24 protein-coding genes and 1 pseudogene are annotated in these 23,913 nt (G+C 71.7%); 14 read left to right on the top strand and 11 right to left on the bottom strand.

What is annotated here, in order from left to right:
- Positions 1-6: 6 nt before the first annotated feature.
- Positions 7-459, bottom strand: coding sequence for a MerR family transcriptional regulator (locus tag O5O46_RS05685; protein WP_443072400.1), 453 nt, complete (start codon positions 457-459; stop codon positions 7-9).
- Between the two features lie 136 nt (positions 460-595).
- On the opposite strand from O5O46_RS05685, the gene O5O46_RS05680 reads away from it, so the two are divergent.
- A complete protein-coding gene (locus O5O46_RS05680) occupies positions 596-1,408 on the top strand; it encodes a serine hydrolase domain-containing protein (RefSeq protein ID WP_269854121.1) in 813 nt (270 codons plus the stop codon).
- On the opposite strand, the gene O5O46_RS05675 is transcribed toward O5O46_RS05680, so the two are convergent.
- Positions 1,405-2,058, bottom strand: coding sequence for a pirin family protein (locus O5O46_RS05675; protein WP_269854120.1), 654 nt, complete (start codon positions 2,056-2,058; stop codon positions 1,405-1,407). The two genes, O5O46_RS05680 and O5O46_RS05675, sit on opposite strands and share 4 nt — an antisense overlap.
- Positions 2,059-2,816: 758 nt before the next feature.
- Here O5O46_RS05675 and O5O46_RS05670 point away from each other — a divergent pair.
- The 7 genes and pseudogenes from O5O46_RS05670 (at position 2,817) to O5O46_RS05640 (ending at position 9,493) form a co-directional block, all read left to right on the top strand.
- Complete coding sequence (locus O5O46_RS05670; RefSeq protein WP_269854119.1) at positions 2,817-4,025, top strand: PucR family transcriptional regulator; 1,209 nt, start codon at positions 2,817-2,819, stop codon at positions 4,023-4,025.
- Between the two features lie 89 nt (positions 4,026-4,114).
- Positions 4,115-5,047: pseudogene (locus O5O46_RS05665) on the top strand (ACP S-malonyltransferase); the annotation flags it as partial.
- A 39-nt stretch (positions 5,048-5,086) separates the two neighbouring features.
- A complete protein-coding gene (locus tag O5O46_RS05660; protein WP_269854580.1) occupies positions 5,087-5,299 on the top strand; it encodes a biotin/lipoyl-containing protein in 213 nt (70 codons plus the stop codon).
- 49 nt (positions 5,300-5,348) lie between these two features.
- The gene (locus O5O46_RS05655) at positions 5,349-6,359 is read left to right on the top strand and encodes a ketoacyl-ACP synthase III (protein ID WP_269854118.1); all 1,011 of its coding nucleotides are present in this window, start codon (positions 5,349-5,351) and stop codon (positions 6,357-6,359) included.
- Positions 6,360-6,432: 73 nt separating this feature from the next.
- Positions 6,433-6,681, top strand: coding sequence for an acyl carrier protein (locus tag O5O46_RS05650; protein WP_269854117.1), 249 nt, complete (start codon positions 6,433-6,435; stop codon positions 6,679-6,681).
- Positions 6,682-6,766: 85 nt separating this feature from the next.
- A complete protein-coding gene (fabF, locus tag O5O46_RS05645; RefSeq protein WP_269854116.1) occupies positions 6,767-8,029 on the top strand; it encodes a beta-ketoacyl-ACP synthase II in 1,263 nt (420 codons plus the stop codon).
- A gap of 69 nt (positions 8,030-8,098) precedes the next feature.
- Complete coding sequence (locus O5O46_RS05640) at positions 8,099-9,493, top strand: acyl-CoA carboxylase subunit beta (RefSeq protein WP_269854115.1); 1,395 nt, start codon at positions 8,099-8,101, stop codon at positions 9,491-9,493.
- A 256-nt stretch (positions 9,494-9,749) separates the two neighbouring features.
- On the opposite strand, the gene O5O46_RS05635 is transcribed toward O5O46_RS05640, so the two are convergent.
- Positions 9,750-10,691 (bottom strand): beta-ketoacyl-ACP synthase III, encoded by a 942-nt coding sequence (locus O5O46_RS05635; RefSeq protein WP_269854114.1) that lies wholly within the window; start codon positions 10,689-10,691, stop codon positions 9,750-9,752.
- Between the two features lie 91 nt (positions 10,692-10,782).
- On the opposite strand from O5O46_RS05635, the gene O5O46_RS05630 reads away from it, so the two are divergent.
- Positions 10,783-11,385 (top strand): TetR/AcrR family transcriptional regulator, encoded by a 603-nt coding sequence (locus O5O46_RS05630; RefSeq protein WP_269854113.1) that lies wholly within the window; start codon positions 10,783-10,785, stop codon positions 11,383-11,385.
- Between the two features lie 34 nt (positions 11,386-11,419).
- Here the strand turns inward: O5O46_RS05630 and O5O46_RS05625 are convergent, their stop codons facing one another.
- Positions 11,420-12,295 (bottom strand): NAD(P)-dependent oxidoreductase, encoded by an 876-nt coding sequence (locus tag O5O46_RS05625; RefSeq protein ID WP_269854112.1) that lies wholly within the window; start codon positions 12,293-12,295, stop codon positions 11,420-11,422.
- A 54-nt stretch (positions 12,296-12,349) separates the two neighbouring features.
- The gene (locus O5O46_RS05620; RefSeq protein WP_269854111.1) at positions 12,350-12,844 is read right to left on the bottom strand and encodes a DUF3145 domain-containing protein; all 495 of its coding nucleotides are present in this window, start codon (positions 12,842-12,844) and stop codon (positions 12,350-12,352) included.
- A 279-nt stretch (positions 12,845-13,123) separates the two neighbouring features.
- On the opposite strand from O5O46_RS05620, the gene O5O46_RS05615 reads away from it, so the two are divergent.
- Positions 13,124-14,017, top strand: coding sequence for an SGNH/GDSL hydrolase family protein (locus tag O5O46_RS05615; protein ID WP_269854110.1), 894 nt, complete (start codon positions 13,124-13,126; stop codon positions 14,015-14,017).
- A 32-nt stretch (positions 14,018-14,049) separates the two neighbouring features.
- Complete coding sequence (locus tag O5O46_RS05610) at positions 14,050-14,469, top strand: TIGR03668 family PPOX class F420-dependent oxidoreductase (protein WP_269854109.1); 420 nt, start codon at positions 14,050-14,052, stop codon at positions 14,467-14,469.
- Here O5O46_RS05610 and O5O46_RS05605 read toward each other — a convergent pair.
- The 4 genes from O5O46_RS05605 to O5O46_RS05590 form a co-directional block, all read right to left on the bottom strand.
- Complete coding sequence (locus tag O5O46_RS05605) at positions 14,459-15,097, bottom strand: DJ-1/PfpI family protein (protein ID WP_269854108.1); 639 nt, start codon at positions 15,095-15,097, stop codon at positions 14,459-14,461. The two genes, O5O46_RS05610 and O5O46_RS05605, sit on opposite strands and share 11 nt — an antisense overlap.
- Positions 15,098-15,118: 21 nt before the next feature.
- Positions 15,119-16,066 carry a GlxA family transcriptional regulator gene (locus O5O46_RS05600; protein ID WP_269854107.1) on the bottom strand — a complete coding sequence of 316 codons (948 nt, stop codon included), beginning with the start codon at positions 16,064-16,066 and terminating at the stop codon, positions 15,119-15,121.
- Positions 16,067-16,270: 204 nt separating this feature from the next.
- Positions 16,271-16,699 carry an organic hydroperoxide resistance protein gene (locus O5O46_RS05595; RefSeq protein WP_269854106.1) on the bottom strand — a complete coding sequence of 143 codons (429 nt, stop codon included), beginning with the start codon at positions 16,697-16,699 and terminating at the stop codon, positions 16,271-16,273.
- Positions 16,700-16,812: 113 nt separating this feature from the next.
- On the bottom strand, positions 16,813-17,832 hold the full coding sequence (locus tag O5O46_RS05590) for an NADP-dependent oxidoreductase (RefSeq protein ID WP_269854105.1): 1,020 nt from the start codon (positions 17,830-17,832) through the stop codon (positions 16,813-16,815).
- Between the two features lie 112 nt (positions 17,833-17,944).
- Between O5O46_RS05590 and O5O46_RS05585 the strand changes: the two genes are divergently transcribed.
- Positions 17,945-18,373, top strand: coding sequence for a MarR family winged helix-turn-helix transcriptional regulator (locus O5O46_RS05585; RefSeq protein WP_269854104.1), 429 nt, complete (start codon positions 17,945-17,947; stop codon positions 18,371-18,373).
- A gap of 119 nt (positions 18,374-18,492) precedes the next feature.
- Here O5O46_RS05585 and O5O46_RS05580 read toward each other — a convergent pair whose 3' ends face one another.
- Both O5O46_RS05580 and O5O46_RS05575 read right to left on the bottom strand, forming a co-directional pair.
- Positions 18,493-18,765 (bottom strand): GlsB/YeaQ/YmgE family stress response membrane protein, encoded by a 273-nt coding sequence (locus tag O5O46_RS05580; RefSeq protein ID WP_269854103.1) that lies wholly within the window; start codon positions 18,763-18,765, stop codon positions 18,493-18,495.
- A gap of 182 nt (positions 18,766-18,947) precedes the next feature.
- Positions 18,948-20,240: an MFS transporter gene (locus O5O46_RS05575; protein WP_443072425.1), complete on the bottom strand. Its 1,293-nt coding sequence runs from the start codon at positions 20,238-20,240 to the stop codon at positions 18,948-18,950.
- Between the two features lie 178 nt (positions 20,241-20,418).
- Here O5O46_RS05575 and O5O46_RS05570 point away from each other — a divergent pair, with 178 nt between their 5' ends.
- Entirely contained in the window at positions 20,419-21,111 is a 693-nt protein-coding gene (locus O5O46_RS05570; RefSeq protein ID WP_313879555.1) for a class F sortase, read from the top strand.
- A 90-nt stretch (positions 21,112-21,201) separates the two neighbouring features.
- Positions 21,202-23,748 (top strand): phosphatidylglycerol lysyltransferase domain-containing protein, encoded by a 2,547-nt coding sequence (locus O5O46_RS05565; RefSeq protein WP_269854102.1) that lies wholly within the window; start codon positions 21,202-21,204, stop codon positions 23,746-23,748.
- The last annotated feature ends 165 nt before the right edge of the window (positions 23,749-23,913 follow it).

Below are 23,913 nucleotides of genomic sequence, written 5' to 3'. Positions count from 1 at the left end.
GAAACCTCAGTGCCTCTCCGGCGCCGGCGTGGCGCCCGCATACAAGTCGATCTTGTAGTCGAGAACGTCGAGGGTGTCGCGCAGCTCCGTGATCCGGCGGCGTACGTCCTCTCGGTGCGCCACCAGCAGCTCCAGGCGCTCGGGGTAGGTGTGGTCGCCCTCGCGCACCAGCTCGGCGTAGCGGACCATGTCCGCCACCGGCATTCCGGTCAGCCGCAGCTTGCCGACGAAATCCAGCCAGTCCAGGTCACGGTCCGTGTAGCGGCGCTGCCCGGTGTGTGAGCGGTCGACGTGCGGCATCAGGCCGATCCGCTCGTACCAGCGCAGGGTGTGGGCGCTCATCCCGGTGTAGGCGACGACCTCGCTGATCGTGTAGCGGTCGTGGCCCTGCGGGCGGGTTCTGGCCATCACCTCAAAGCAGCTGGTCAGCGCGTTCCGTTCGGTTTCCACGACCGTCATGCCGTACACCCCTCCGGCTGCCGTCCTCTCGATCTCCCGACGTTGTCCACGCTAGAGACTTTGAGTGCACTCTAGGCAAGCCCGGCCGCTCGGGGCCCTGGGATGGGCGTTGGCCTGGGCAAGTACGCTCGCCGTCATGGAGAGTCTGCGGTTGATGGAGAACTGGCCGGTACCCACCGCGGCGGCGGCCGTGGTCCGGGCGGACGGCCGGGTGGCCGGGTCGTACGGACCGACGGGGCACCGCTTCCGGCTCGCCTCGGTCACCAAGCCGCTCACCGCGTACGCGGCACTGGTCGCGATCGAGGAGGGCGCGGTCGAGCTGGACGAGCCCGCGGGCCCGCAGGGTTCGTCGGTACGGCATCTGCTGGCGCACGCCTCGGGGCTGGCTTTCAACGAGCACCAGGTGCTGGCCGCGCCGGGCACCCGCAGGCTGTACTCCAACGCGGGCTTCGAGGTGCTGGCCGACCACATCGCCAAGGCCACCGACATCGCGTTCGCGGACTATCTACGCGAGGCGGTGCTGGAGCCGCTGGGCATGGCAGCGACCGAGCTGACCGCCTCCCCGGCGTGGGGCGCGGTCTCCACGGTGGACGACCTGGTCCGGTTCGCCGCCGAGTTGCTCACCCCGCGGCTGATCGCGCCGCAGACGCACGCGGCGGCGACGGCGGGCGCCTTCCCCGGGCTGAAGGGTGTACTGCCCGGGTACGGGCACCAGAACCCCAACGACTGGGGCCTCGGCTTCGAGATCCGGAACCACAAGTCCCCGCACTGGACGGGCGGTTCGTCCTCGCCACGCACGTTCGGCCACTTCGGGCAGTCCGGGACGTTTCTGTGGGTGGACCCGGTCGCGGGCGCGGCGTGCGTCTGCCTCACTGACCGGGACTTCGGCGAGTGGGCGCACCCGCTGTGGCCCGCGCTGACGGACGCGGTGCTTGCGGAGCTGGGCTAGCCGTAGCGCGGCACACCGTGCATCGCCCAGACCAGGTACTCGGCCGGGCCGTCGCAGTACGCGGTGAGCCCGGCCGCGTCGCTGATCCGCGCCGAGTCCCCGGGCCCCAACGTCTCACCGTCCAGCCGGAGTTGACCGCGCACGACGTGCACGTACACGAACGGGGCTTCCGGTAGCCGGGCGGTCCCGGCGCGCACGCCGAGCAGCGCGCCGGGCTGGCGCAGCGGGCTGACGTCCTGGCCGCGGGTGATCTCGTACGCGGGCGGGGCGCCGAACTCCGCGGGGTGCAGCCACATCTGGAGGAACCTGAGCGGTCTGTCCGGGGAGGCGTTGCGTTCGCTGTGCAGGACGCCCGTGCCGGCGCTCAGGCGTTGGATCTCGCCCTCGCGGACGAGGGCGCGGTGCCCCGCGTCGTCCTCGTGGCGCAGCTCACCCTCGATGACCCAGGTGACGATCTCCACGTCGCGGTGCGGGTGTTGGGGGAAGCCGGCGTTGGGGGCGAGGTACTCCTCGTTGCAGGCGAGCAGCAGCCCGAAGGACACGTTCTCCGGGTCGTAGTGCCCCCCGAAGGAGAACGCGTGCCGCGTCTCGATCCCCTGGGCGGCATCCCCGCCGGGATACCGGTCCCCCGCCCGCCAAACCACTCCCATCCCACCCACGCTACGCCCCTCCCGCCCCCTCTCCTGCGGCGGGCTTCTTCGCCTGCGGCGAGCTGTTCCCACCCGCTCGCCCTTTCCCGCCTCCGGTGACTCTCCGTCGCTGCCCAGGAGGCCGAAGGAGCGGCGGGCGGCGCTCCCCAGCCCCCGCGCCGCCGTAACACACCCACGCGCCCGGCCCCCAGCCACCTCCGCCGCAGGCGAAAGGGGCGAGCGGGTAGGAACACCCCGCCGCAGGCGCAACGGCGCCGCACCCCACAACGCACCGCGACCCGCGCGCAAGTGCACCCCGCGCGCATGAGCACCCGCACGTAAGCGCACCCGCACCGCGAGCGCACCCGCACCGCCGTAACGCATCCACGCGCCCGGACCCCCGCCACCTCCGCCGCAGGCGAAAAGGGGTGGGCGGGTGGGAACAGCCCGCCGCAGGCGCAACGGCGCCGCACCCCACAACGCACCGCAATCGCACCCCGAGCACCCCCGCGCGCAAGTGCACCCGCACAGCAAGCAGCTCCGCGCGCAAGCGCACCCCACCGCGAGCCGTCGCCCCCCGCGGCGCAAGCCGCATCACCCCCGCCCGCCCCGGGCGCAAGCCGCCACCCCCGCGCCCCGACCGCAAGCCGTCGCTCCCCGCGCCCCCGGGCGCAAGCCGCCACCCCCCGCGCCCCCGGGCGCAAGCCCCCGCGGCCGGCCCCCATGGCCGGCCGCGTACCGCTTTCCGCTCGCCGGAGGCGATAAGGCAGGCTTGTCCCGTGCCCGAGTCCACGCATTCCCCGCAACCCCCGAAGTCCCAGCGGAGCGAACACCCGCACAGCGCCACCCTGCGCCGCCTGGAGCAGTCCTCCGGCAGACTGTCGGCCGCGGCGATCGCGCGCATGGACGAGCAGTTGCCGTGGTACCGCGCGATGCCGCCGGAGAACCGTTCCTGGATCGGGCTGGTCGCCCAGGCCGGTATCGCCGCCTTCACCGAGTGGTTCCGGCACCCCGAAGCACCGCAGGCCATCAGCACGGATGTGTTCGGTACCGCGCCGCGCGAGCTGACCCGGGCGATCTCGCTGCGGCAGACCGTGGAGATGGTGCGCACCACCATCGAGGTGATGGAAGCGGCGATCGACGAGGTCGCCGCCCCCGGCGACGAGGCCGTGCTGCGCGAGGCGCTGCTGGTCTACGCGCGGGAGATCGCGTTCGCCACCGCGCAGGTCTACGCCCAGGCCGCCGAGGCGCGCGGCGCCTGGGACGCCCGGCTGGAGTCGCTGGTCGTCAACGCCGTGCTGTCCGGTGAGGCGGACGAGGGAGTGCTGTCCCGGGCCGCCGCGCTCGGCTGGAACTCACCCGACCGGGTGGTCGTGGTCCTCGGCACCGCACCCGACGGGGACAGCGAGTTGACGGTGGAGGCGATCCGCCGGGCCGCCCGGCACGCCAAGCTGCAGGTGCTGACCGGGGTGCTGGGGCACCGCCTGGTGGTCGTCGCGGGCGGCTCGGACGACCCGATCCGCACCGCCAAGGACCTCATCGGCCCGTTCGCCGCGGGCCCGGTGGTGGCCGGTCCCGTGGTGGGCGACCTGCTGGCCGCCACCCGTTCCGCGCAGGCCGCCGCCGCCGGGCTCAAGGCGTGCGCGGCCTGGCCCGACGCCCCCCGGCCGGTGCTCGCGGACGACCTGCTGCCGGAGCGGGCGATGGCGGGCGATCCCGCGGCCCGTGAACAACTGGTGGAGGAGATCTACAGACCACTGGAGGAAGCGGGCTCGGCGCTGCTGGAGACGCTCAGCGTCTACCTGGAACAGGCGTCATCGCTGGAAGGCGCGGCCCGGATGTTGTTCGTTCATCCCAACACCGTCCGCTACCGGCTACGACGTGTGACGGATGTCACGGGATGGTCACCTTCCGATGTACGCTCCGCGTTCACCCTACGGATCGCCCTCATCCTCGGCCGACTCTCAAGCGTGAATCACCAGGATTGAGTTTTTGTGGGACACCCACAAATCGCCTGACCGTTCTTGGTCCCTGTCCTCACCGGCGGTGACCACCCGACGCGAGAGAGAGTGTGAAGGTGCTCGTACTCGTAGCTCCCGGCCAGGGCGCCCAGACGCCCGGCTTCCTCAGTCCCTGGCTCGAACTCCCGGGCGTGGCCGACCGGTTGAACTGGTGGTCCGCTGTCGCCGGACTCGACCTCGTGCACTACGGCACCAAGGGCACCGCGGACGAGATCCGCGACACCGCCGTGGCGCAGCCGCTGCTGGTGGCCGCCGGACTGGTGTCCGCCCTCTCGGTCTTCCCGCACCCGGTCGACGGACGCCGCCTGGTCGGCGCGGTCGCCGGGCACAGCGTGGGCGAGATCACCGCCGCCGCCGGTGCCGGCGTGATCACCGCCGAGTCCGCCATGGTGCTGGTACGGCAGCGCGGCCTGGCCATGGCGCAGGCCGCCTCGGTCACCGAGACCGGCATGTCCGCGGTGCTGGGCGGCGACCCGCAGGACGTGGTCGCCAAGCTGGAGTCGCACGGACTCACCCCCGCCAACATGAACGGCGCCGGCCAGATCGTCGCCGCCGGAACCATGGAGCAGCTCGCGGCGCTCGCCGAGGACAAGCCCGAGGGCTCCCGGGTGCGCCCGCTCCAGGTGGCGGGCGCGTTCCACACCCACCACATGGCGCCCGCGGTCGCCACGCTGGAGGCCCTGGTGCCGGGTGTGTCGGTGCGCGACCCGCGGACCAGGTACGTCTCCAACGCCGACGGCCAGGTGGTGCACAGCGGCGCGGAGATCATCCGCCGAATGGTCAAGCAGGTCGCCGGTCCGGTCCGCTGGGACCTGTGCATGGAGACCTTCAAGGCGCTCGGCGTCACCGCGCTGATCGAGGTGTCCCCCGCCGGCACCCTCACCGGGCTGGCCAAGCGGGCGCTGCCGGGCGTCAGGACGCTGGCGCTGAAGACCCCGGACGACATCGACGCGGCCCGCGAGATCATCGCCGAACACGGTGACCCGGCGGGCAACCCGCTGGAGCACGGCCCGACCTGGCGGCTCGCGGTGGCCCCGTTCAAGGGCACCGTGGACACCGGGACGGTCAAGGCCGGTGACGTACTTGAGCCGGGCGCTACGGTGGCGCACGTCGCCAACAACCGCGACCGGCAGGCGGTCACCGCCGAGCACGGCGGCACCGTCGTGGAATGGCTGGTCGAGGACGGCGACCCGGTCGCCCCCGGGCAGCCGCTGCTGCGCATCCACCCCGCGGCCGAATGAACCTGACGAGCCGACAGGACATCGGCCAACCGATGAGGAGCCCCACAGCATGACCGCGAAGATCAAGCCGAGCAAGGGCGCGCCGTACGCCCGTATCCTCGGCGTCGGCGGCTACCGCCCGACCCGCGTGGTGCCGAACGAGGAGATCCTCAAGTACATCGACTCCTCCGACGAGTGGATCCGCACCCGCTCCGGCATCTCCACCCGGCACTGGGCGAACCCGCAGGAGACCGTCGCCGAGATGTCGATCGAGGCCGCGGGCAAGGCCATAGCGGACGCCGGTCTGACCGCCGAGGACGTCGACGCGGTGCTGGTCGCCACGGTGTCGCACTTCAAGCAGACCCCGGCCATCGCCACCGAGATCGCGCACCGGCTCGGCGCGGGCAAGCCCCCGGCGTTCGACATCTCCGCGGGCTGCGCGGGCTTCACCTACGGGCTGACGCTGGCCAAGGGCATGGTGACCGAGGGCTCGGCGAAGTACGTGCTGGTCATCGGCGTCGAGCGGCTCAGTGACCTCACCGACAAGGAGGACCGGGCCACCGCCTTCCTGTTCGGCGACGGCGCGGGCGCGGTCGTGGTGGGCCCGTCCGAGGTGCCCGCGATCGGCCCGACGGTCTGGGGCTCGGAGGGCGACAAGGCCGAGACCATCAAGCAGACCCTGCCGTGGGACGTCTACCGGGCCGCCAGCCCGGAGGACATCCGCTTCCCGGCGATCACCCAGGAGGGCCAGGCGGTCTTCCGCTGGGCGGTCTACGAGATGGCCAAGGTCGCCCAGGAGGCGCTGGACGCCGCCGGTATCACCGCGGATGAGCTGGACGCGTTCATCCCGCACCAGGCCAACATGCGGATCATCGACTCGATGATCAAGGCACTCAAGCTGCCGGAGCACGTCGCGGTCGCCCGCGACATCGAGACCACCGGCAACACCTCGTCGGCCTCCATCCCGCTCGCCATGGAGCGGCTGTTGGCGACCGGCCAGGCCAAGAGCGGCGACACCGCACTCGTCATCGGGTTCGGGGCGGGTCTCGTGTACGCAGCCGCTGTCGTTACCCTCCCCTAGGCAAGATCCCCGCGGTCTCGCACTCCGCGAGCCCGTGTCATCACCACCGTAGAAAATCGAAGGAGCGCCGCAGATGGCCGCCACTCAGGAAGAGATCGTCGAAGGTCTCGCCGAGATCGTCAACGAGATCGCCGGTATCCCGGTCGAGGACGTGCAGCTGGACAAGTCCTTCACCGACGACCTGGACGTCGACTCGCTGTCCATGGTCGAGGTCGTCGTCGCGGCCGAGGAGCGCTTCGACGTCAAGATCCCGGACGACGACGTGAAGAACCTCAAGACGGTCGGCGACGCCGCCAAGTACATCCTGGACCACCAGGCCTGATTGACCGCAGGTTGACGCGTCTGTCGCCACCCCGGAGTGGCGCCCGCGTTGCCTTCACCCTCGATACGTGGAGACAAGAATTCCAGTGAACCCGACCAATCGCACCGTGGTCGTCACCGGTATCGGCGCAACCACACCCTTGGGTGGCGACAGCGCATCGACCTGGGAGGCGCTGCTCGCCGGACGCTCCGGCGTGGCGCCCCTGAAGCAGGAGTGGGCCGCTGACCTTCCGGTCCGCATCGCGGCGGAGATCGCCGTGGAGCCCGCTGAGATCCTGCCCCGGCCGCTCGCCCGCAGGCTGGACCGTTCCGCGCAGTTCGCACTGATCGCGGCGCGTGAGGCATGGGCGGACGCCGGCTTCACCGGCAAGGCCGGTGACGACTCCGCCGTCGACCCGGACCGCCTGGGCACCGTGGTGGCCTCCGGCATCGGCGGCGTCACGACCCTGCTCGGCCAGTACGACATCCTGCGTGAGCAGGGCTTCCGCAAGGTGTCCCCGCACACCGTGCCGATGCTGATGCCGAACAGCCCGTCGGCCAACGTCAGCATCGAGCTGAACGCCCGTGCCGGTACCCACACCCCGGTCAGCGCCTGTGCCTCGGGCGCCGAGGCGATCGGCTACGCCATCGAGATGATCCGCACCGGCCGCGCCGACGTGGTCGTGGCGGGCGGCACGGAGGCGGCGGTTCACCCGCTGCCGATCGCCGCGTTCGCCAACATGATGGCGATGTCGAAGAACAACGACGACCCGCAGGGCGCCTCCCGCCCCTACGACGTGGCCCGCGACGGCTTCGTGCTGGGCGAGGGCTCGGGCATCGTCGTCCTGGAGTCCGCCGAGCACGCCGCCAGGCGCGGTGCCCGGGTGTACTGCGAGGCGATCGGCCAGGGCATCTCGGCCGACGCCCACCACATCGCGCAGCCGGAGCCCACCGGCCGCGGCATCGCCGACGCGTTCGGCAACCTGCTGGACAACTCCGACCTGAAGCCCGCGGAGATCGTGCACGTCAACGCGCACGCCACCTCGACGCCGCTGGGTGACGTCGGCGAGCTTCGGGCGCTGCGTTCCGTCTTCGGCGACGACGTCGACCACATGGCGGTCTCCGCCACCAAGTCGATGACCGGCCATCTGCTCGGTGGTGCGGGCGGTGTGGAGACGGTGGCCACCGTTCTCGCGTTGCACAACCGTCTGGCTCCGCCGACGATCAATGTGGACAACCTCGACCCCGAGGTCGACGCGGACATCGTGCGCGCTGAGCCGCGGGCCCTGCCGGAGGGCAGCATCGCCGCGCTCAATGACTCGTTCGGCTTCGGCGGTCTCAACGTCGTCCTGGCGTTCCGCAAGAGCTGATCGGCAGGGCCGGGCGGCCCCGGCGGCGACGCCAGGTCCGCCCGCGCCCTGACCCGAGGAGGCCAACGGATGGCCAGCGAGGCCCGCGACAGTGATCCGCGTAATCCGCGGCTGCGTCTGCGGGCCCTGCTGGATCCGGAGGGCTACCAGGAGGTCTCGGCCTACGACGAGTCGGGCATGCTCACCGCGATCGGCACGATCAACGGGATGAAGGCGGTGGCGTTCGCCTCCGACCCGACCGTGCAGGGCGGTGCCATGGGCGCCGAGGGCTGTGACCATGTGGTTCGCGCCTATGACCGGGCGGTGGCCGAGAACTGCCCGATCATCGGGATCTACCACTCGGGCGGCGCCCGGCTCCAGGAGGGCGTCGGCTCGCTGGACGCGGTCGGGCGGGTCTTCCACGCGATGATCCTGGCCTCCGGTCGGGTTCCGCAGATCTCGGTGGTACTGGGCCCGGCGGCCGGCGGCGCGGCGTACGGACCCGCGCTGACCGATGTGGTGGTCCTGGGGCCGGACGGCCGGATCTTCGTCACCGGCCCCGAGGTGGTGCGTACGGTCACCGGGGAGAGCGTCGACATGGCGCGGCTCGGCGGCCCGGAGCCGCACGGCCGCCGCTCCGGCGTGGTGCATGTGCTCGCCGACTCCGAGCGGGACGCGCTGGACAGGGCCCGCTGGCTGGCCGAACTCCTGGGCAGCCCGAGCGAGTTGCGGCTCGACCAGGTCGAGGACCGGGAGCTGGGCGGGCTGCTGCCGGAGTCCGCGCGGCGCGCCTATGACGTACGGCCGCTGGTGGACGGGGTGTTGGACTCCCCCGGAACCGAACTGCACCCGAAGTGGGCGCCGAACATCGTCACCTCACTGGGCCGGCTGGGCGGCAAGGCGGTCGGTGTGGTCGCCAACAACCCGCTGCGGCTCGGCGGTTGCCTGGACTCGCTGTCCGCGGAGAAGGCGGCGCGCTTCGTGCGGATGTGTGACGCGTTCGGGGTGCCGCTGGTGGTGCTGGTGGACGTGCCCGGCTATCTGCCGGGCGTCGGCCAGGAGTGGGACGGCGTGGTGCGCCGTGGTGCGAAGCTGCTGCACGCGTTCGGGGAGAGCGTGGTGCCGCGGGTCACCCTGGTCACCCGCAAGGCGTACGGGGGCGCGTACATCGCGATGAACGCCCGTGCCCTCGGCGCGACCAGGGTGCTGGCCTGGCCGCAGGCCCAGGTCGCGGTGATGGGCGCGCTGGCGGCGGTGCGGATCCTGCACCGGCGACGGCTCGCCCAGGTCCCCGACGAGCTGAAGGAACAGATCGAGCTCGAACTGGCCGCGGAGCACGAGATCGTGGCGGGCGGCCTTCCCAAGGCGATGGAACTCGGCGTCGTGGACGAGGTGGTCTCCCCCGACACCACCCGCTCCGCGATCGCGCGGGCCATCCACGAGGCACCGGCCCGCCGGGGAGCGCACGGCAACATCCCGCTCTAGCGCTGCCGCCGGGCTCTCAGGCGACGTCGACGCCTCCAAGCCACGGCTCCCGCCACCAGCTGAGGCGCCTTCGGCGCCGCCGCTCTCCGCTGTGGCGGTTATCGCCGTCGCGGCGGCTGGCACGAAGACGCCGCCGCGTCGGCGAGCCAACGACCACGGCCGGTAGCAGAGTCCGGCGCGGACGGCGGGCGGCCACAACGGCGTGGTCCGGCGGTGCCGAACCGGCCGTACCCCGAACGGCCAACGCCGAAAGGCGTCAAGGGCACATGACGACCTGGGCCGTCCAGGACAGCCCGCCGCCGAAGGCGAGCAGGAGGACGGGGCCACCCGAGGTGATCTCCCCGCGCTCTACGAGCTTCGAGAGCGCCAACGGCACGGACGCCGCTGAGGTGTTGCCGGACTCCACCACGTCGCGGGCGACGACCGCCTCGTCCCGCAAGCCCAGTTGCCGTACCACGGCCTCGATGATGCGCAGGTTGGCCTGGTGGGTGACCACGCCCACCAGGTCCGCCGGGCTGAAGCCAGCCCGGCGACACGCCTCCTGGGCGAGTGGCGCCAGCTCGGTGGTGGCCCAGCGGAAGACGGTCTGGCCCTGCTGCCGGAACCGCGGCTGCCACTCGCCGTCCAGGCGGACCGCGTCCCGACGGCTCGGGTCGGATCCCCAGACGACCGGTCCGATGCCGTCGCGGTCGGCACGACTGACCACCGCTGCCCCGGCGCCGTCGCCGAGCAGCACGCAGGTGCCGCGATCCGTCCAGTCCGTGACGTCGGACATCTTCTCGGCCCCGATCACCAGGGCGTGCCGGGCCGCGCCCGCCCGTACCGAGTGGTCGGCGGTGGCCAGCGCCGTGCCGAAGCCAGCGCAGCCGTTGTTGAGGTCGAACGCCACCGCACCCGGCACTTCGAGGCGGCCCGCGACCTGGGCGGCGATGCTCGGGCAGCGGTCGATCGCGCTACAGGTGGCGACGGTGACCAGGCCGATCTCGTCGGGCCGCAGCCCTGCCGCGGCCAGGGCCTTGCCTCCGGCCGCCGTTGCGAGGTCGGTGACCGACTCCTCATCCGCGATGTGCCGCGTCACGATGCCGGTGCGCTGGCGGATCCACTCGTCGCTGGTGTCGACCATCTTCGCCAGGTCGTGGTTGGTGAGGACGCGGGAGGGCTGGTAGTGGCCCAGTGCGGCGATACGGGTTCCGGTCACGTTGTCTACCCCCTGCTTCGGTGATCGTTTGCGCAGACTATAGCGACCGATCGATCGGAAGTTAAATGCCGCGGTGGATACCATGAGGGGCATGAGCCCGCGCAATTCCTTCGCCGAAGCCCGTAGAACGCGGGACCGGATCGTGGAGCGCAGCGTCGCGCTCGCCTCGTTGGAGGGGCTGGAAGGGCTGACCATCGGGCGGCTCGCCGCTGACCTCGGCATCAGCAAGTCCGGGCTGCTCGGTCACTTCGGCAGCAAGGAGGCGCTGCAACTGGCCGCGCTGGAAAGGGCGTCGGCGATCTTCACCGCCTCGGTGTGGGAACCGGCCGCCGACGCCAGGCCGGGGCTGACCCGGCTGCGCGCGGTGTGCGAGCGGTGGATCACCTATCTGGAGCGGGAGCGGGCGGTGTTCCCCGGCGGCTGTCTGTTCACCACGGTGGCGGTGGAGTTCGACGGCCGCGAGGGGCCGGTACGGGAGGCGATCGCCCGGCTGTTCAGCATGTGGCGGCGGCGCCTGGTGGTGGACCTACGGATCGCGGTACGAGCGGGCGAGTTGCCACGGGACACCGACCCGCGGCAGCTCGCCTTCGAACTCATCGGGCTCTACATGGGTTTGAACCAAGCCATCCAACTCTTCGGCGATCGGCGCGCCCCCGCCCGTACGAGGCGCGCTCTCGACCGCCTGCTGGCGTAGGGAGAGATTTCTCCTCCAGTGCCCTCAGCCCCGGCTAGCCCTCGAAGCTCGCCAGGTATGACGCCGCGCCGTCCTTGCCGCCGTGTCCCTGCGCCTCCGCGCGGCGCAGGCGCTCGACTCCGGCGGGCGCCAAGTCCAGCCGTACACCGGCCTGTTCGGCGGCCTCCGTGATCAGCCGGGCGTCCTTTATGGCCGCCGAGACGGTGAAGCTGGGCGTGTAGTCCTCGTTCAGGATGGCCTTGGCCTTCATCCGGAGGTAGCCCGAGTCCAGCAGGGTGCCCTCCAGTGCGTCCAGGAAGCGCTGGGGGTCGACTCCAAGGCCCTTGGCGAGCGCCAGCGTCTCCGCGGTGCCGTTGATCACGGTGAGCACCCAGTTGTTGAAGACCAGCTTGAGCTTGCTGGCCGCCCCCTCGGCGCCGTCCTCGCCGAGCCAGAGCGTACGGCTGCCGATCGCGTCGAAGACCTGGTCGGCGACGGGCCTGGCCGCCTGCGGCCCGGCCGCCAGCACCTGCAACTGGCCCTGCTCGGCAGGGGCCTTGGTGCCCAGTACCGGGGAGTCCACGAAGTACACCCCGTGCTCCGCCGCCAGTTCGGCCAGCGGCGCCAGCGCCGCGGGCCCCACGGTGCTCGACTGCAACCAGACCGCGCCGCGCCGAAGCTCGGGCGCGGCCTCCCGCATCGCGGCGAGGACGCTGGGGCCGTCCAGCAGGATGGTCAGGACGGCGTCCACCCCCCGCACCGCGTCGGCCGGATCGTCGGCCACATAGGCGCCGTCCGCGGCGAGCGGCTCCGCGCGCGAGCGGGTGCGGTTCCACACCCGTACGGTGTGACCGGCCCTGAGCAGGTTGCGCGCCATCGGCGCGCCCATCGTGCCGGTACCCAGTACCGCTACTGAAATCGTGTCAGCCATGCTGAGCACGCTACGGCTTGGAGCCGGTGCGTGGTCAACGGCATAGCCCGGTGGTTAGACCACCTGGTGCAACCAGCGCACCGGCGCGCCCTCGCCCGCGTACCGGAACGGCTCCAACTCGTCGTCCCACGGCTTGCCGAGCAGCCTGGCGACCTCGCCCTCCAGGTCCGCCTCGCCCCGCATCGACCTGGCCAGTGCGGCGCGCAGCCGGTCCTCCGGGATGAGGATGTCGCCGTGCATTCCGGTCACGGCGTGGAAGATGCCGAGCTCCGGCGTGCTGCTGTACCGCTCGCCCTCGGCGGTGGCACAGGGTTCCGCGGTCACCTCGAAGCGCAGCAGATGCCAACCCCGCAGCGCCGAGGCGAGCTTCGACGCCGTACCGGGGTCGCCATGCCAGGAGAACTCGGCGCGCCAGGTGCCGGGCGCGGCGGGCTGACGGATCCAGTCAAGGCTGACGCGCACACCGAGCACGCCCGCGACAGCCCATTCAACGTGCGGGCACAGCGCGCGGGGTGCGGAGTGCACGTAAAGAACTCCACGTGTCGTCACCGGGACCTCCAGTGTGGGACGAGGTTCGCCTTCCCCAGCGGCCTCACGCCCGATCCAGTGGCTCCGCAATAGCGACAGCACCAGACATTCTGCACCATTTTTAGCAAACGGGACAAGAACTGATCGTTCGCACCCAAACCTCTGTCGACCACCTCTTCGCCACCGAGCCGACTTCGGCCCGGTAGAACCGTCAGGGAAAAGCTACCGTGCACTGTCCTTTCGAGGGTGACGTACCGTCGGGCTCAGACAGATATCACCCGGTCATCCGAGAGGACAACGATGCGAGAGGCCCAAGGTCGCGGCAGGACACGCGGACGGTGGGCCGGACGCGGTGTCACGGCCGTCCTCGCCGCCGCTGTCCTGCTGCTCACCGGCTGCGCAACGGGCAGCTCGGGACCGCCGCACGCGCCCGGCAGTCCGCCAGGGCACCCGCCCCCCGCGTGGAACCCGCACCCCGAGTCGGTGGCCGCACTCGGCGACTCCATCACCCGTGGCTTCGACGCCTGTTCCCTGCTGGCCGACTGCCCCGAGGTGTCCTGGGTGACCGGCACCCGCTCCGATGTGGACAGCCTGGCCGGAAGGCTGCGGGGCTCCCGCGTGGGCGGTTCCTGGAACTTCGCGCGGACCGGTGCGCGAATGGCCGAGCTGCGCGACCAGATGGCCCAGGCGGCGCGGCAGCGGCCCCAGTTGGTGACGGTGCTGATGGGTGCCAACGACGCCTGCGCCCGCTCGATGGACGGGATGACGCCGGTCGCCGAATTCCGGGACCAGTTCACCGCGGCGATGGAGGCGCTGCGCCGCACCTCGCCGAAGACCGAGGTCTACGTCTCCAGCGTTCCCGACCTGCTCCGGCTGTGGTCCGTCGAGCGGCAGAACCCGGTGGGCAGGGAGATATGGAAGCTGGGCATCTGCCCGTCGATGCTGGCCGACGCCGTCAACACCGGTCCCGACGCCACGGCCCGACGCGCGGCGGTACGGGACAGGGTGGTGGCGTACAACAGCGCGCTGGGCGAGGTGTGCGGACGGTACCCGCTGTGCCGGTACGACGGCGGCGCGGTCTTCCAATACGCCTTCGGCACGGGCGAGTTGAGTACCTGGGACTGGTTCCACCCCAGCGCACAGGGGCAGGCGCGACTGGCCCGGCTCGGCTACGCCGGGGTGACCAGGAGCTGATCCGGCGTGCCGGGGCCGGGTAGCCTCACGGCATGCGACTGCCCGAGGACGAGGCGTGGCGCCGGTTCGCCGCCGCCAGGGTGCTGCGGCTGGCCACGGTCGACGAGCGGGGCCGCCCGCATCTGGTCCCGGCGGTCTTCGCCGCGGTCGACCGTACGGTGTTCATGGCGGTCGACCACAAGCCCAAGCGCCACCAGGACCTGCGGCGGCTGCACAACATCCGCGCCACGCCCCAGGTCTCGCTGCTGGTGGACCACTACGAGGAGGAGTGGCGCCGCCTGTGGTGGGTACGGGCCGACGGCACCGCGCGCGTCCTGGCCGAGGGCGAGGACCGCACCGAACCGGTCCAGCGGCTGGCCGCCAAGTACCCGCAGTACGAAGGCCGGTTGCCGCAGGGACCGGTCGTCGTCGTCGCCGTCGACCGGTGGACCGGCTGGGCGTTCAGCGAGTAGCGGTGTACGGGCGCCACTCGGCCAGCAGGTCCTTGGCGGCCTGCGGCGCCTTGTCGGGTGCTCCCGCGTCGAACGGCGGCTGCGGGTCGTACTCGATGAGCAGCTGCAACGCCTCGGCGTGGGTGCGGTCCGCGATGCGCTCCACCAGGGCGAGGGCCATGTCGATGCCGGAGGAGACCCCGGCGGCGGTGACGATCCGGCCCTGGAAGACGGTGCGCCGCGGGGTGTACGTGGCGCCGTAGGACTCCAGGACGGCCGCCGCGCTCCAGTGGGTGGTGGCCTCCAGGCCCCTGAGCAGCCCGGCGGCGGCCAGCAGCAGCGAGCCGGTGCACACCGAGGTGGTCCACTGCGCCAGCTCGTGCAGCCGGCGGATCTGCTCCAGCAGCGGTTCGTCGTCGAGTCGGCGGCGGGCGCCGGGACCGCCGGGGACCAGCAGGACGTCGCAGGAGTCCAGGTCAGCCAGCGCGGCCTCCGCGAGCAGCGCGGGGGTGCCCCCGTCGGGGCGTACCGGCCCCGGCCGCTCGGCGGCGAAGACCACCTGCGCGTCCGGCAGTCCGTGCAGCACCTCGTACGGGCCGATCGCGTCGAGTGCGGTGAAACCGTCGAAGACCGGGATGACGATGCGCATGGGCGCTCCTTGTGCGGTGGTTCAGCGGACGGTGGAGAAGTGCTGCCGGTACTGGCTCGGGGTGACGCCGAGGGTGTGCTTGAAGCGTCGGTGCAGCGTTTCGGCGGCGCCGAAGCCGCAGGCCCTGGCGATCGCGTCGACGGTGATGTCCGTGGTCTCCAGCAGCGCGCGGGCCGCCTCGACCCGCACGGTCTCCACGTAGGCGGCCGGAGTGCGGCCGGTCTCGGCGCGGAAGACCCGGGTGAAGTTGCGTTCGCTCATACCGGCCCTTTCGGCCAGCACGCGGATCGTCAGGTCGTCGGCGAGATGGTCGGCGACCCAGGCCTGAAGCTCGCGCAGCGGCTCGCGGGTCGGCCGCTGCGCGGCGAGCTGGGTGCTGAACTGCGCCTGACCGCCCGGGCGTTGGACGAACATCACCAGTCGCCGGGCGATGGTCCGGGAGACCTCGGACCCGTGGTCCTCCTCGACCATGGCGAGCGCCATGTCCATGCCGGCGGTCACTCCGGCGGAGGTCCATACGTCACCGTCGCGCACGAAGATGTGGTCCGGGGCGACCGTCACTTCCGGGTACTCGCGGGCCAGCGGTTCGCAGTACGCCCAGTGGGTGACGGCGCGCCGTCCGTCCAGCAGCCCGGCCCGGGCGAGCGGGAACGCGCCGGTACACACGGAGGCGACGCGGCGGGCCCGGCCTGCGGCGTGCCGCAGCCAGCCGATGAGCACCGCGTCGTCAGCGGCCTCCCGGTACCCGGGGCCGCCGACGACCACCAAGGTGTCCAGCGGTCCCCCGCACCGCTGGACAGTCCCTGTGGGCACGACCTCGACCCCGTGGCTGGCCCGCACCGCCCCCTCCCCGGAGGCGACGACCTCGACCGCATAGCCCCCCGCCTGCCCGAAGACCTCATGCGGCCCCGTCAGGTCCAACACCTGGAACCCCGGATAGACGAGGAAGACGATGCGGCGCTGTGTCACCCGTCCATGCTCACGGCCGTCCGGCAATGGCCGCAAGGCCACGGATATGACGATCCCGGCCACAGCCGCAGCCGCGGAGCCCGGGCGGGGGGCCGCAGGGGTGTGGAGGCGAACCCTGTAACCGGCCGGCGTGGTGCGCACGGTTGAACAGGTAAGGGGCGTGCTCCATGGAGCACGCCCCTTACCTGCGCGATGAGTTGACCGTCAGTCGACGGACAGGGTCACCTCGATGTTGCCGCGCGTAGCGTTGGAGTACGGGCACACCTGGTGCGCCTTCTCCACCAGCGACCTGGCGGTCTCGGCGTCGACGTTCGGAATGGACGCCGAGATGTCGACCCGGAGGCCGAAGCCGCCCGCCGAGGTCTTGCCGATGCCGACCTTGGCGGTCACCGTCGAGCCGGAGATGTCCGCCTTCTCCTGGCGGGCGACCACGCCGAGCGCGCCCTGGAAGCAGGCGCTGTACCCGGCGGCGAACAACTGCTCCGGGTTGGTCCCGGCGCCGCTGCCGCCCATCTCCTTGGGCGGGTTGACCACGACATCAAGCTTGCCGTCGTCGCTGGAGACCCGGCCGTCCCGGCCGTTCTCCGCGGTCGCCACGGCGGTGTAGAGCACGTCGATGGACTGGATGGACATGCGCAATATCCTCCTGGTGGTGCGCCGCGACTCGCGCCCACGGTCGCGACGGTCTGGTGCTGAGCCTAGGCGAGCGCGGCAGGCGCCGCGCGACACCCCCCCGGCCGTCCGGGTCAGTCGGCGAGCTTGACGACCATCTTTCCGGTGTTGTCGCCGCGCAGCAGGCCGAGGAACGCCTCCACGGCACTGTCGATGCCGTTGACCACGGTTTCCCGGGAGTGCACCTTGCCCTCCCGGAGCCAGCCGCCGACCTCCTGGATGAACTGCTCCTTCAGGTCGCCGTGGTCGGCGACCAGCAGCCCTTCGAGGCGCAGTCGCTTGCCGATGACCAGCGCCAGGTTGCGCGGGGCGGCGGGCGGCTCGGTCGCGTTGTACTGCGCGATCATGCCGCAGATCGCGGCGCGGCCGTGCACGTTGAGCGAGCTGATCGCGGCCTCCAGGTGCTCGCCGCCGACGTTGTCGAAGTACACGTCGATGCCGTCCGGAGCGGCCTGCTTGAGCTGCTCGGCGACCGGGCCGCTCTTGTAGTTGAACGCCGCGTCGAAGCCGTGCTCCTCGACCAGCGACTTGACCTTCTCGTCCGACCCGGCCGAGCCGATGACCCGGGAGGCGCCCTTGAGCTTGGCGATCTGGCCGACCAGGCTGCCCACCGCACCGGCGGCGCCGGAGACGAAGACCGCGTCGCCCTCCTTGAAGGCGGCGACCCGCAGCAGTCCGGCGTAGGCGGTCAGCCCGGGCATGCCCAGGACGCCGAGGTACTTGGACAGCGGCGCGGCGTCCGGGTCGACGGTGGTGGTGTGCTTGGCGTCCAGCACCGCGTACTCACGCCAACCGAGCCCGTGCAGCACGTGGTCGCCGACCTTGAGGCCCTCGGCCTCGGAGGCGATCACGACACCGACGGCTCCGCCGTCCATCGGTTGGTCGAGCTGGAACGGCGGCGTGTAGGACTTGACGTCGTTCATCCGGCCGCGCATGTACGGGTCGACCGACATGTAGAGGTTGCGGACCAGCACCTGACCGGGGGCGAGCGCGGGGATCGCGCTCTCACGCAGAGCGAAGTCGGTGGGCTTCGGCCAGCCCTGCGGGCGGGCGGTCAGGTGCCATTCGCGGCTGGTCGTGGGCAGTGCGGACATGGAGGGTGCTCTCCTTCCGCCACGGCGTGGCCGCCATGGCAAAGGTTCAGGTTCTGAATAAACCATGCTCCTGGATATTTCATGTTGTCAAGTAAATGGGTACCCTGGTGCCATGGCAGCACGTATCGATCCCCTGACCCGGGAGGTCGTCGACCTCATCGGCACCGTCGTCTCCCGCTACCACTCGGAGTACGACGCGGCGGCGAGCAAGCACCAGCTCACCGGCGCGCAGGCCCGGGTGCTGGGGCTGCTCGCCCTCGAACCGCTGCCGATGCGGCGGATAGCGGAACAGCTCAAGTGCGAGCCGTCGAACATCACCGGGATCGTGGACCGCCTGGAGGCCCGCGGCCTGGTCGAACGCCGCCCGGATCCGGCCGACCGGCGGGTCAAGCTGGCCGCGGCGACGGCGGAAGGCAGGCAGACGTACGAGCGGCTGCGCTCCTCGCTGGAGTTCGCCCGGGAGCCACTGGCCCAGCTGTCCGCCGCGGAGCGGACGGCCCTGCGGGACATCCTGCGGCACATGCTGGGCCTGGAGGCCTGAGCGGCCCCGGGCTGGGCCGCTGTGGGTCCGGCGCCGCCGGGCCACGCCATGAGGGTCGCCCGCCACCGCGGCGTTCGTTTGTTGGGGGCAGGCCCCCGAACCCCGTAGGGCTCGTGCGGCTAGCGCCGTGCGCGGGAGTTGCCGAAGAGGACTCGGTAGATGATCAGCAGGATCAGCGAGCCCGCGATGGCGGCCGCCCAGGTCTTGAGGTCGAAGAACTGGTGCGGAATGGGCCGGTGCAGGAACTTGGCGGACAGCCACCCGCCGAGGAACGCACCGGCGATACCGGTGAGCGTGGTACCCACGAGGCCGCCCGGATCGCGTCCGGGCAGCAGGATCTTGGCTATCGCCCCGGCGAGCAGTCCCAGTACGATCCAGCCGACGATACCCATGTTGCTGCCCTGCCTTCTTCTCTTCGTTGCGCGCGGCCACGGAAATACGGCCACACCCCCACAGACGCGACGGCCAGTGGCCGCGGTTGCCATGACCGTCTGCCCGTAATCCGCCTGTTCATGCGCCATGGCGAACTCGGCACGCGGGGCGATCAGTTGGCGTGGCGCCGCCGAACCCGGCCCTATGCCCGGGGCGTTCGGGCGTCGTAGCGGGCGAAGCCCGGCCAGCGCAGGGCCAGTAGGCCGAGCACCAGCACGCAGGCGAGGCCGCCACCGACCACCGCCACGGTGGGTGAGGCCAGGTTGGCGACGGAACCGGCGAGGAAGTCGCCGAGCCGTGGCCCGCCCGCGACCACCACGACGAAGACGCCCTGCAGCCGGCCGCGCATCTCGTCCGGCGTCGCCGCCTGCAACATCGTGCTGCGGAACACCATGGAGACGGTGTCCGAGCAGCCCGCCACCGCCAGGAACACCATCCCCAGCCACAGTTGCCGGGTGAGCCCGAAGACGGCCACCGCCGCGCCCCAGGACGCCACCGCGCACAGGATCGCCAGACCGTGCCGACGGACCCGGCCGAGCCAGCCGGAGAACAACCCGCCGAGCACCGCGCCGATGGCGGGCGCCGCCACCAGCAGGCCGACGGTCCGGGCACCGCCGCCGAACCACAGCGCCGCCACGGCCGGGAACAGCGCCCGGGGCTGAGCCAGCACCATGGCCGCCAGATCGGAGAAGAACGTCATCCGCACATTGGGCCGGGTGGCCAGGAAGCGCAGCCCGTCACGCACCGAGGCGCGCCGTCCCCCGCCGTCGGGGCGGATGGCGGGCAGCCGCCACATGGCGTAGAGCGAGGCGGTGAAGGCCGCCGCGTCGATCAGGTACGCGGCCTGGTAACCCCACAGGCCGACGATCAGGCCGCCCAGCGACGGCCCGGCCATCAGGCCGAGATTGCTGGTCAGCGACTGCAACGCGTTGGCCGCGGGCAGTGCCCTGGCGGGCAGCAGCCGGGGGACCATCGAACTGCGGGCGGTGGAGTTCACGGCGAAGCAGATCGCCTGCGCCGCCACGATCGCGTACAGGAACCACACATGGTGGAAGCCCACCAGCGCCGCCACCGCCAGCGCGACGGACAGCGCGGTGGCCCCGCCGGCGCTCGCCAGGCCCAGCTTGCGGCGGTCGACGGTGTCCGCGACCGCGCCGCCGTAGAGCCCGAAGGCCACCAGCGGCACCAGCGAGCACAGGCCCACCAGGCCGACGCAGAAGGTGGACCGGGTGACCGCGTAGACCTGGAGCGAGACCGCCAGCGCGGTCATCTGCTGGCCCATCCAGGAGATCGTGTTGCCGAACCACAGACGGCGGTACGCGGTCGATGTCCGCAACGGCGTCAGATCGGCGAACAGCCGGGGCCGCACGGTACCCGCGTCCGGCGCGTCGTCGGCCGACGGGCCGTCAGAGGGGCCGTGGGCCCGGTCGCGTATCGAAGTCACAGGTCACGCTAGCAATCCGGGTCCGGCGTGCTCCGTACGGGTTCCACGTATGTCCGCCGCGCACCGTTCGGCAGATTGTGTGATCCTCTGTCAGATAACGGGTCAGATGCCGGATTCCCGCACCGGACCCTGGAACATTCCGACAAGGCAGCCATTCACGGAGGTCGCCATGGAACGCTCCCAGGACTTCGAGCCCGCAGGACCCGCCGAGCCCGCCGGCCGGCAGCCGCGTCGCGCCCCTTCGAAACCGGCCGTCGCCGCGGCGCTGCTGGCGCTGCTGGCGGGCGCGTGGCTGATGCACGACGGATCGCAGTCGAGCCAGCCGCCCGCTCCCAAGGCGTCCGACGGCCTGCCACCGGGGCGGCACGGCGCCGTCTCCTCCACGCCGACCGTCCCGCCGATGCCGAACTCCGCGCCGCGGCGGGTCCGCATCCCGGCCATCCACGTGGACGCGCCGCTGATGAACCTCGGCATCGGCGCCGACCACGAACTTCAGGTGCCGCCGGACAGCGACCGCAACCTGGCGGGCTGGTACACCGGCAGCGCCCAACCCGGCGCCCTGGGCGCCGCGGTGCTGGCCGGGCATGTCGACACCATGGCGGGCCCCGCGGTGTTCTACAACCTCGGCTCGCTGCACAAGGGCAACACCGTCGAGGTGGCCCGCGCCGACCACCGCACCGCGGTGTTCACCATCTACGGCATCGAGGTGTACGCGAAGGAGGGCTTCCCCACCGAGAAGGTGTACGCCGGCACCCCGGCCCCCGAGATCCGGCTGATCACCTGCGGCGGCGGATTCTCCAGGAAGACCCACAGCTACACCGGCAACGTGGTGGTGTACGCCCGACTCACCGGCACGAGATAGTCCCGACCGGACGGGTTGGACGCGCCGGAGGGCCCCGGCGTACGGTGCCTGCTCGCGCCGCGCGGGCAGGACGGGAGATGGTACGGAACCATGTGGCAGTGGTTGGTGCACGCCTACACCTCCCGGATCGTACGGACCGGGCGGCAGCCGCTGTTCCTGCTGCTGACCGGTCTCGTCGGCTCGTTCGTGTTCATCCGGTTCAGCGTGCGGATGATCCGGCGAGGGGTGCGCTGGTGGCCGGGGAACGTCGCGCCGGGCGGACTCCACATCCACCATGTGGTGTTCGGCCAGGCGATGATGCTGCTCGGCGGCGTCGGGGCGTTCACCATCCGCCCGGACTCGTCGCTGGCCCGCAACGTGCTGGCGGTCGTCTTCGGTGTCGGCTGCGGCCTGGTGCTGGACGAGTTCGCGCTGGTGCTGCATCTGGAGGACGTGTACTGGAGCGAGGAGGGCCGCAAGTCGGTTGACGCGGTGATCCTCACCGTCGCGATGATCGTCATGCTGCTGCTCGGCTGGGTGCCGTTCACCGGGTTCACCGGCCCACAGGCCGTCAGCAACCTCAGCACCGTCGCGGTGTTGCTGGTGTTCGTGGTGATCTGCCTGCTCAAGGGCAAGGTGTGGACCGGGCTGCTGGGCGTGCCGCTGCCGCCGCTGGCGGTGATCGGCGCCATCCGGCTGGCCCGGCCGACCAGTCCGTGGGCGCGTTGGCGCTACTACTCCCGGCCGCGCCGACTGGCCCGCGCGGAACGGCGGGACGCCCGGTTGCACCGGCGGCTGGACGCGGTGCGCACCCGACTGTACGACGCGCTGGCCGGTGCGCCGCATCTGGAGCGCCCGCAGGTCAGGGCCGCCGAGATGGTGCGCAAGGCACTTCCCACCCGGCCGTCCACCGCGGATCTGGGGCCGTCCAGGCTGGAACGCTGGGTGCGCCCGCTGAGTTCGCCGTGTGCCACGGCGGTGGTCTGGTACCTGCGGCTGGCGGCCACCTTCGACGTGGTGGCGGGCCTGATCGCCCCCTTCCGCAACCGGGTGCACCGGGCCAACAGCGGGGACTTCTTCACTCCGTTCCTGGTGACCGCGGGCTTCACGGCGGCGGCACTGGCCGCGCTGCTCGCGGTGATGCTGCGGCGCCGCAAGCGGGCCGCGTGGATCGTGGCGCTGGTGCTGTCGACCGGCAACGCGGCTTTGTACTGGCTGGCGTTGGGGGTGGTGCCGGAGGTCCGGGCGCATCCGTTCAACTGGGCCTCGGCCGGGCTGACCACCGCGGTGCCGCTCGCCCTGCTGATCGCCGAGCCGGTCTGCCGGGTGCGCGGGGAGCGCGGCAACATCGCGCGCGGGCTGGCCTATCTGGTGCTCGGCGGGGTGGTGGCGGCGGGGCTCGGCACGGTGCTGGTGCACCAGACCGACCATCCGCCGACGGCGGACTGGGCGGCCTGCTTCCGCTACGCGGTACTGCGGATCTTCACCGTCTCCATGCTGGTCGACCTGCCGGAGATCAGCGTTCCCGGCTGGACCGACCTGCTGATCAACGTCATCAGCGTGGCGTTCTTCCTCCAGGTGCTGCGGGCCTTCTTCCGCTCGCCGCGCGGCCGGGCCCGCCTGCTGCCGGAGGACGAACTGCGGCTGCGCACGCTGCTGGACGAGTTCGGGGACCTCGACTCGCTCGGCTACTTCGCACTGCGGCACGACAAGTCGGCGTGCTGGTCGGCGGCTTACGACGCGGCCGTGCTCTACCGGGTGGCCAACGGGGTGGCGATGGCCTACGGGGATCCGGTCGGCGATCCGCGCGGCTGGCCGCAGGCGATCGAGGCCTGGCTGAAGGTGGCCCGTACCCACGCCTGGGTTCCGGCGGTGACCGGGGCGAGCGAGGCCGCCGCGGCGGCGTACGAGCGGTACGGGCTGAAGGTGCTGGCGTTCGGCGACGAAGCGGTGGTCGGCGCTGCCGGGTTCAGTCTGGACGGCGACGCGATACGGCCGCTGCGGCGGGCGCACGAGGTGATCCGGGCCGCCGGTTACACGGTTGTGGTGCGGCGGCACCGGGACATCCCGGGGCCCGAGATGGCGCATCTGGTGCATCTGGCGGACGCCTGGCGGCACGGCACGTCGGACCGGCTGTTCACCATGGCGCTTGGGCGGTTGGGCGCCGCGGCGGACGGTGACTGCGTGCTCGTCGAGTGCCGTGACCCCAATGACCGCACCTGCGCGCTGCTGAGTCTTGTGCCCTGGGGGCGGACGGGGCTGACGCTCGACCTGATGCGGCGCGACCGCGAGTCGTCCGGGGAACTGGTGCCCTACATGATCGCGGAACTGCTGCTACGGGCCCGGTCGGAGACCGAGCCGGTGGCCGGGCTTGAGCGGGTGTCGCTGAACTTCACGGTGTTCCACACCGCTGCGGAGCATGGGGGGCCGGGGACCGGGTGGGTCTTCCGGGTACACCGGGGCATCGTTCAACTGCTGGCGCGAAAGCGGCGGTTGGAGTCTGTGCAGCGGGTGAACGCGGCGTTCCATCCGCGGTGGCAGCCGCGGTACCTGCTGTACGAGCGGGCGACCGAGCTGCCGAGGATCGCTGTCGCGAACGCGGCGACGGAGGGCTTCCTGACCACACCGCGCCTGGGCCGCGGCACGCTCCCCGGGTAGGTCCGCCACCCGAGGGGCCTGCCGGGGCGTCCCCGCAGCCGACAACGCGGGCGGAGCCAGCAGCCACACCGGCGCGCCCCCGGCCCACAACCGGCAGAGCGCAACGGCAGGCGAAGGCCGACGTCAAGCGGGTGGGCAGGCGGGGGCCCGCAACGCCAGCGCAGG

The sequence above is a fragment of the Streptomyces sp. RPT161 genome, assembly GCF_027533845.1.
Taxonomy (GTDB): domain Bacteria; phylum Actinomycetota; class Actinomycetes; order Streptomycetales; family Streptomycetaceae; genus Streptantibioticus_A; species Streptantibioticus_A silvisoli_A.
This window is presented reverse-complemented; position numbering and strand designations above follow the sequence as displayed.

Excerpts from the sequence above, each read along its gene's own strand:
- O5O46_RS05685 (WP_443072400.1), bottom strand. The coding sequence starts at position 459 with ATGACGGTCGTGGAAACCGAACGGAACGCGCTGACCAGCTGCTTTGAG.
- O5O46_RS05680 (WP_269854121.1), top strand. The coding sequence starts at position 596 with ATGGAGAGTCTGCGGTTGATGGAGAACTGGCCGGTACCCACCGCGGCG.
- O5O46_RS05675 (WP_269854120.1), bottom strand. The coding sequence starts at position 2,058 with ATGGGAGTGGTTTGGCGGGCGGGGGACCGGTATCCCGGCGGGGATGCC.
- O5O46_RS05655 (WP_269854118.1), top strand. The coding sequence starts at position 5,349 with ATGACCGCGAAGATCAAGCCGAGCAAGGGCGCGCCGTACGCCCGTATC.
- O5O46_RS05650 (WP_269854117.1), top strand. The coding sequence starts at position 6,433 with ATGGCCGCCACTCAGGAAGAGATCGTCGAAGGTCTCGCCGAGATCGTC.
- O5O46_RS05640 (WP_269854115.1), top strand. The coding sequence starts at position 8,099 with ATGGCCAGCGAGGCCCGCGACAGTGATCCGCGTAATCCGCGGCTGCGT.
- O5O46_RS05630 (WP_269854113.1), top strand. The coding sequence starts at position 10,783 with ATGAGCCCGCGCAATTCCTTCGCCGAAGCCCGTAGAACGCGGGACCGG.
- O5O46_RS05625 (WP_269854112.1), bottom strand. The coding sequence starts at position 12,295 with ATGGCTGACACGATTTCAGTAGCGGTACTGGGTACCGGCACGATGGGC.
- O5O46_RS05615 (WP_269854110.1), top strand. The coding sequence starts at position 13,124 with ATGCGAGAGGCCCAAGGTCGCGGCAGGACACGCGGACGGTGGGCCGGA.
- O5O46_RS05610 (WP_269854109.1), top strand. The coding sequence starts at position 14,050 with ATGCGACTGCCCGAGGACGAGGCGTGGCGCCGGTTCGCCGCCGCCAGG.
- O5O46_RS05605 (WP_269854108.1), bottom strand. The coding sequence starts at position 15,097 with ATGCGCATCGTCATCCCGGTCTTCGACGGTTTCACCGCACTCGACGCG.
- O5O46_RS05595 (WP_269854106.1), bottom strand. The coding sequence starts at position 16,699 with ATGTCCATCCAGTCCATCGACGTGCTCTACACCGCCGTGGCGACCGCG.
- O5O46_RS05590 (WP_269854105.1), bottom strand. The coding sequence starts at position 17,832 with ATGTCCGCACTGCCCACGACCAGCCGCGAATGGCACCTGACCGCCCGC.
- O5O46_RS05585 (WP_269854104.1), top strand. The coding sequence starts at position 17,945 with ATGGCAGCACGTATCGATCCCCTGACCCGGGAGGTCGTCGACCTCATC.
- O5O46_RS05580 (WP_269854103.1), bottom strand. The coding sequence starts at position 18,765 with ATGGGTATCGTCGGCTGGATCGTACTGGGACTGCTCGCCGGGGCGATA.
- O5O46_RS05570 (WP_313879555.1), top strand. The coding sequence starts at position 20,419 with ATGGAACGCTCCCAGGACTTCGAGCCCGCAGGACCCGCCGAGCCCGCC.
- O5O46_RS05565 (WP_269854102.1), top strand. The coding sequence starts at position 21,202 with ATGTGGCAGTGGTTGGTGCACGCCTACACCTCCCGGATCGTACGGACC.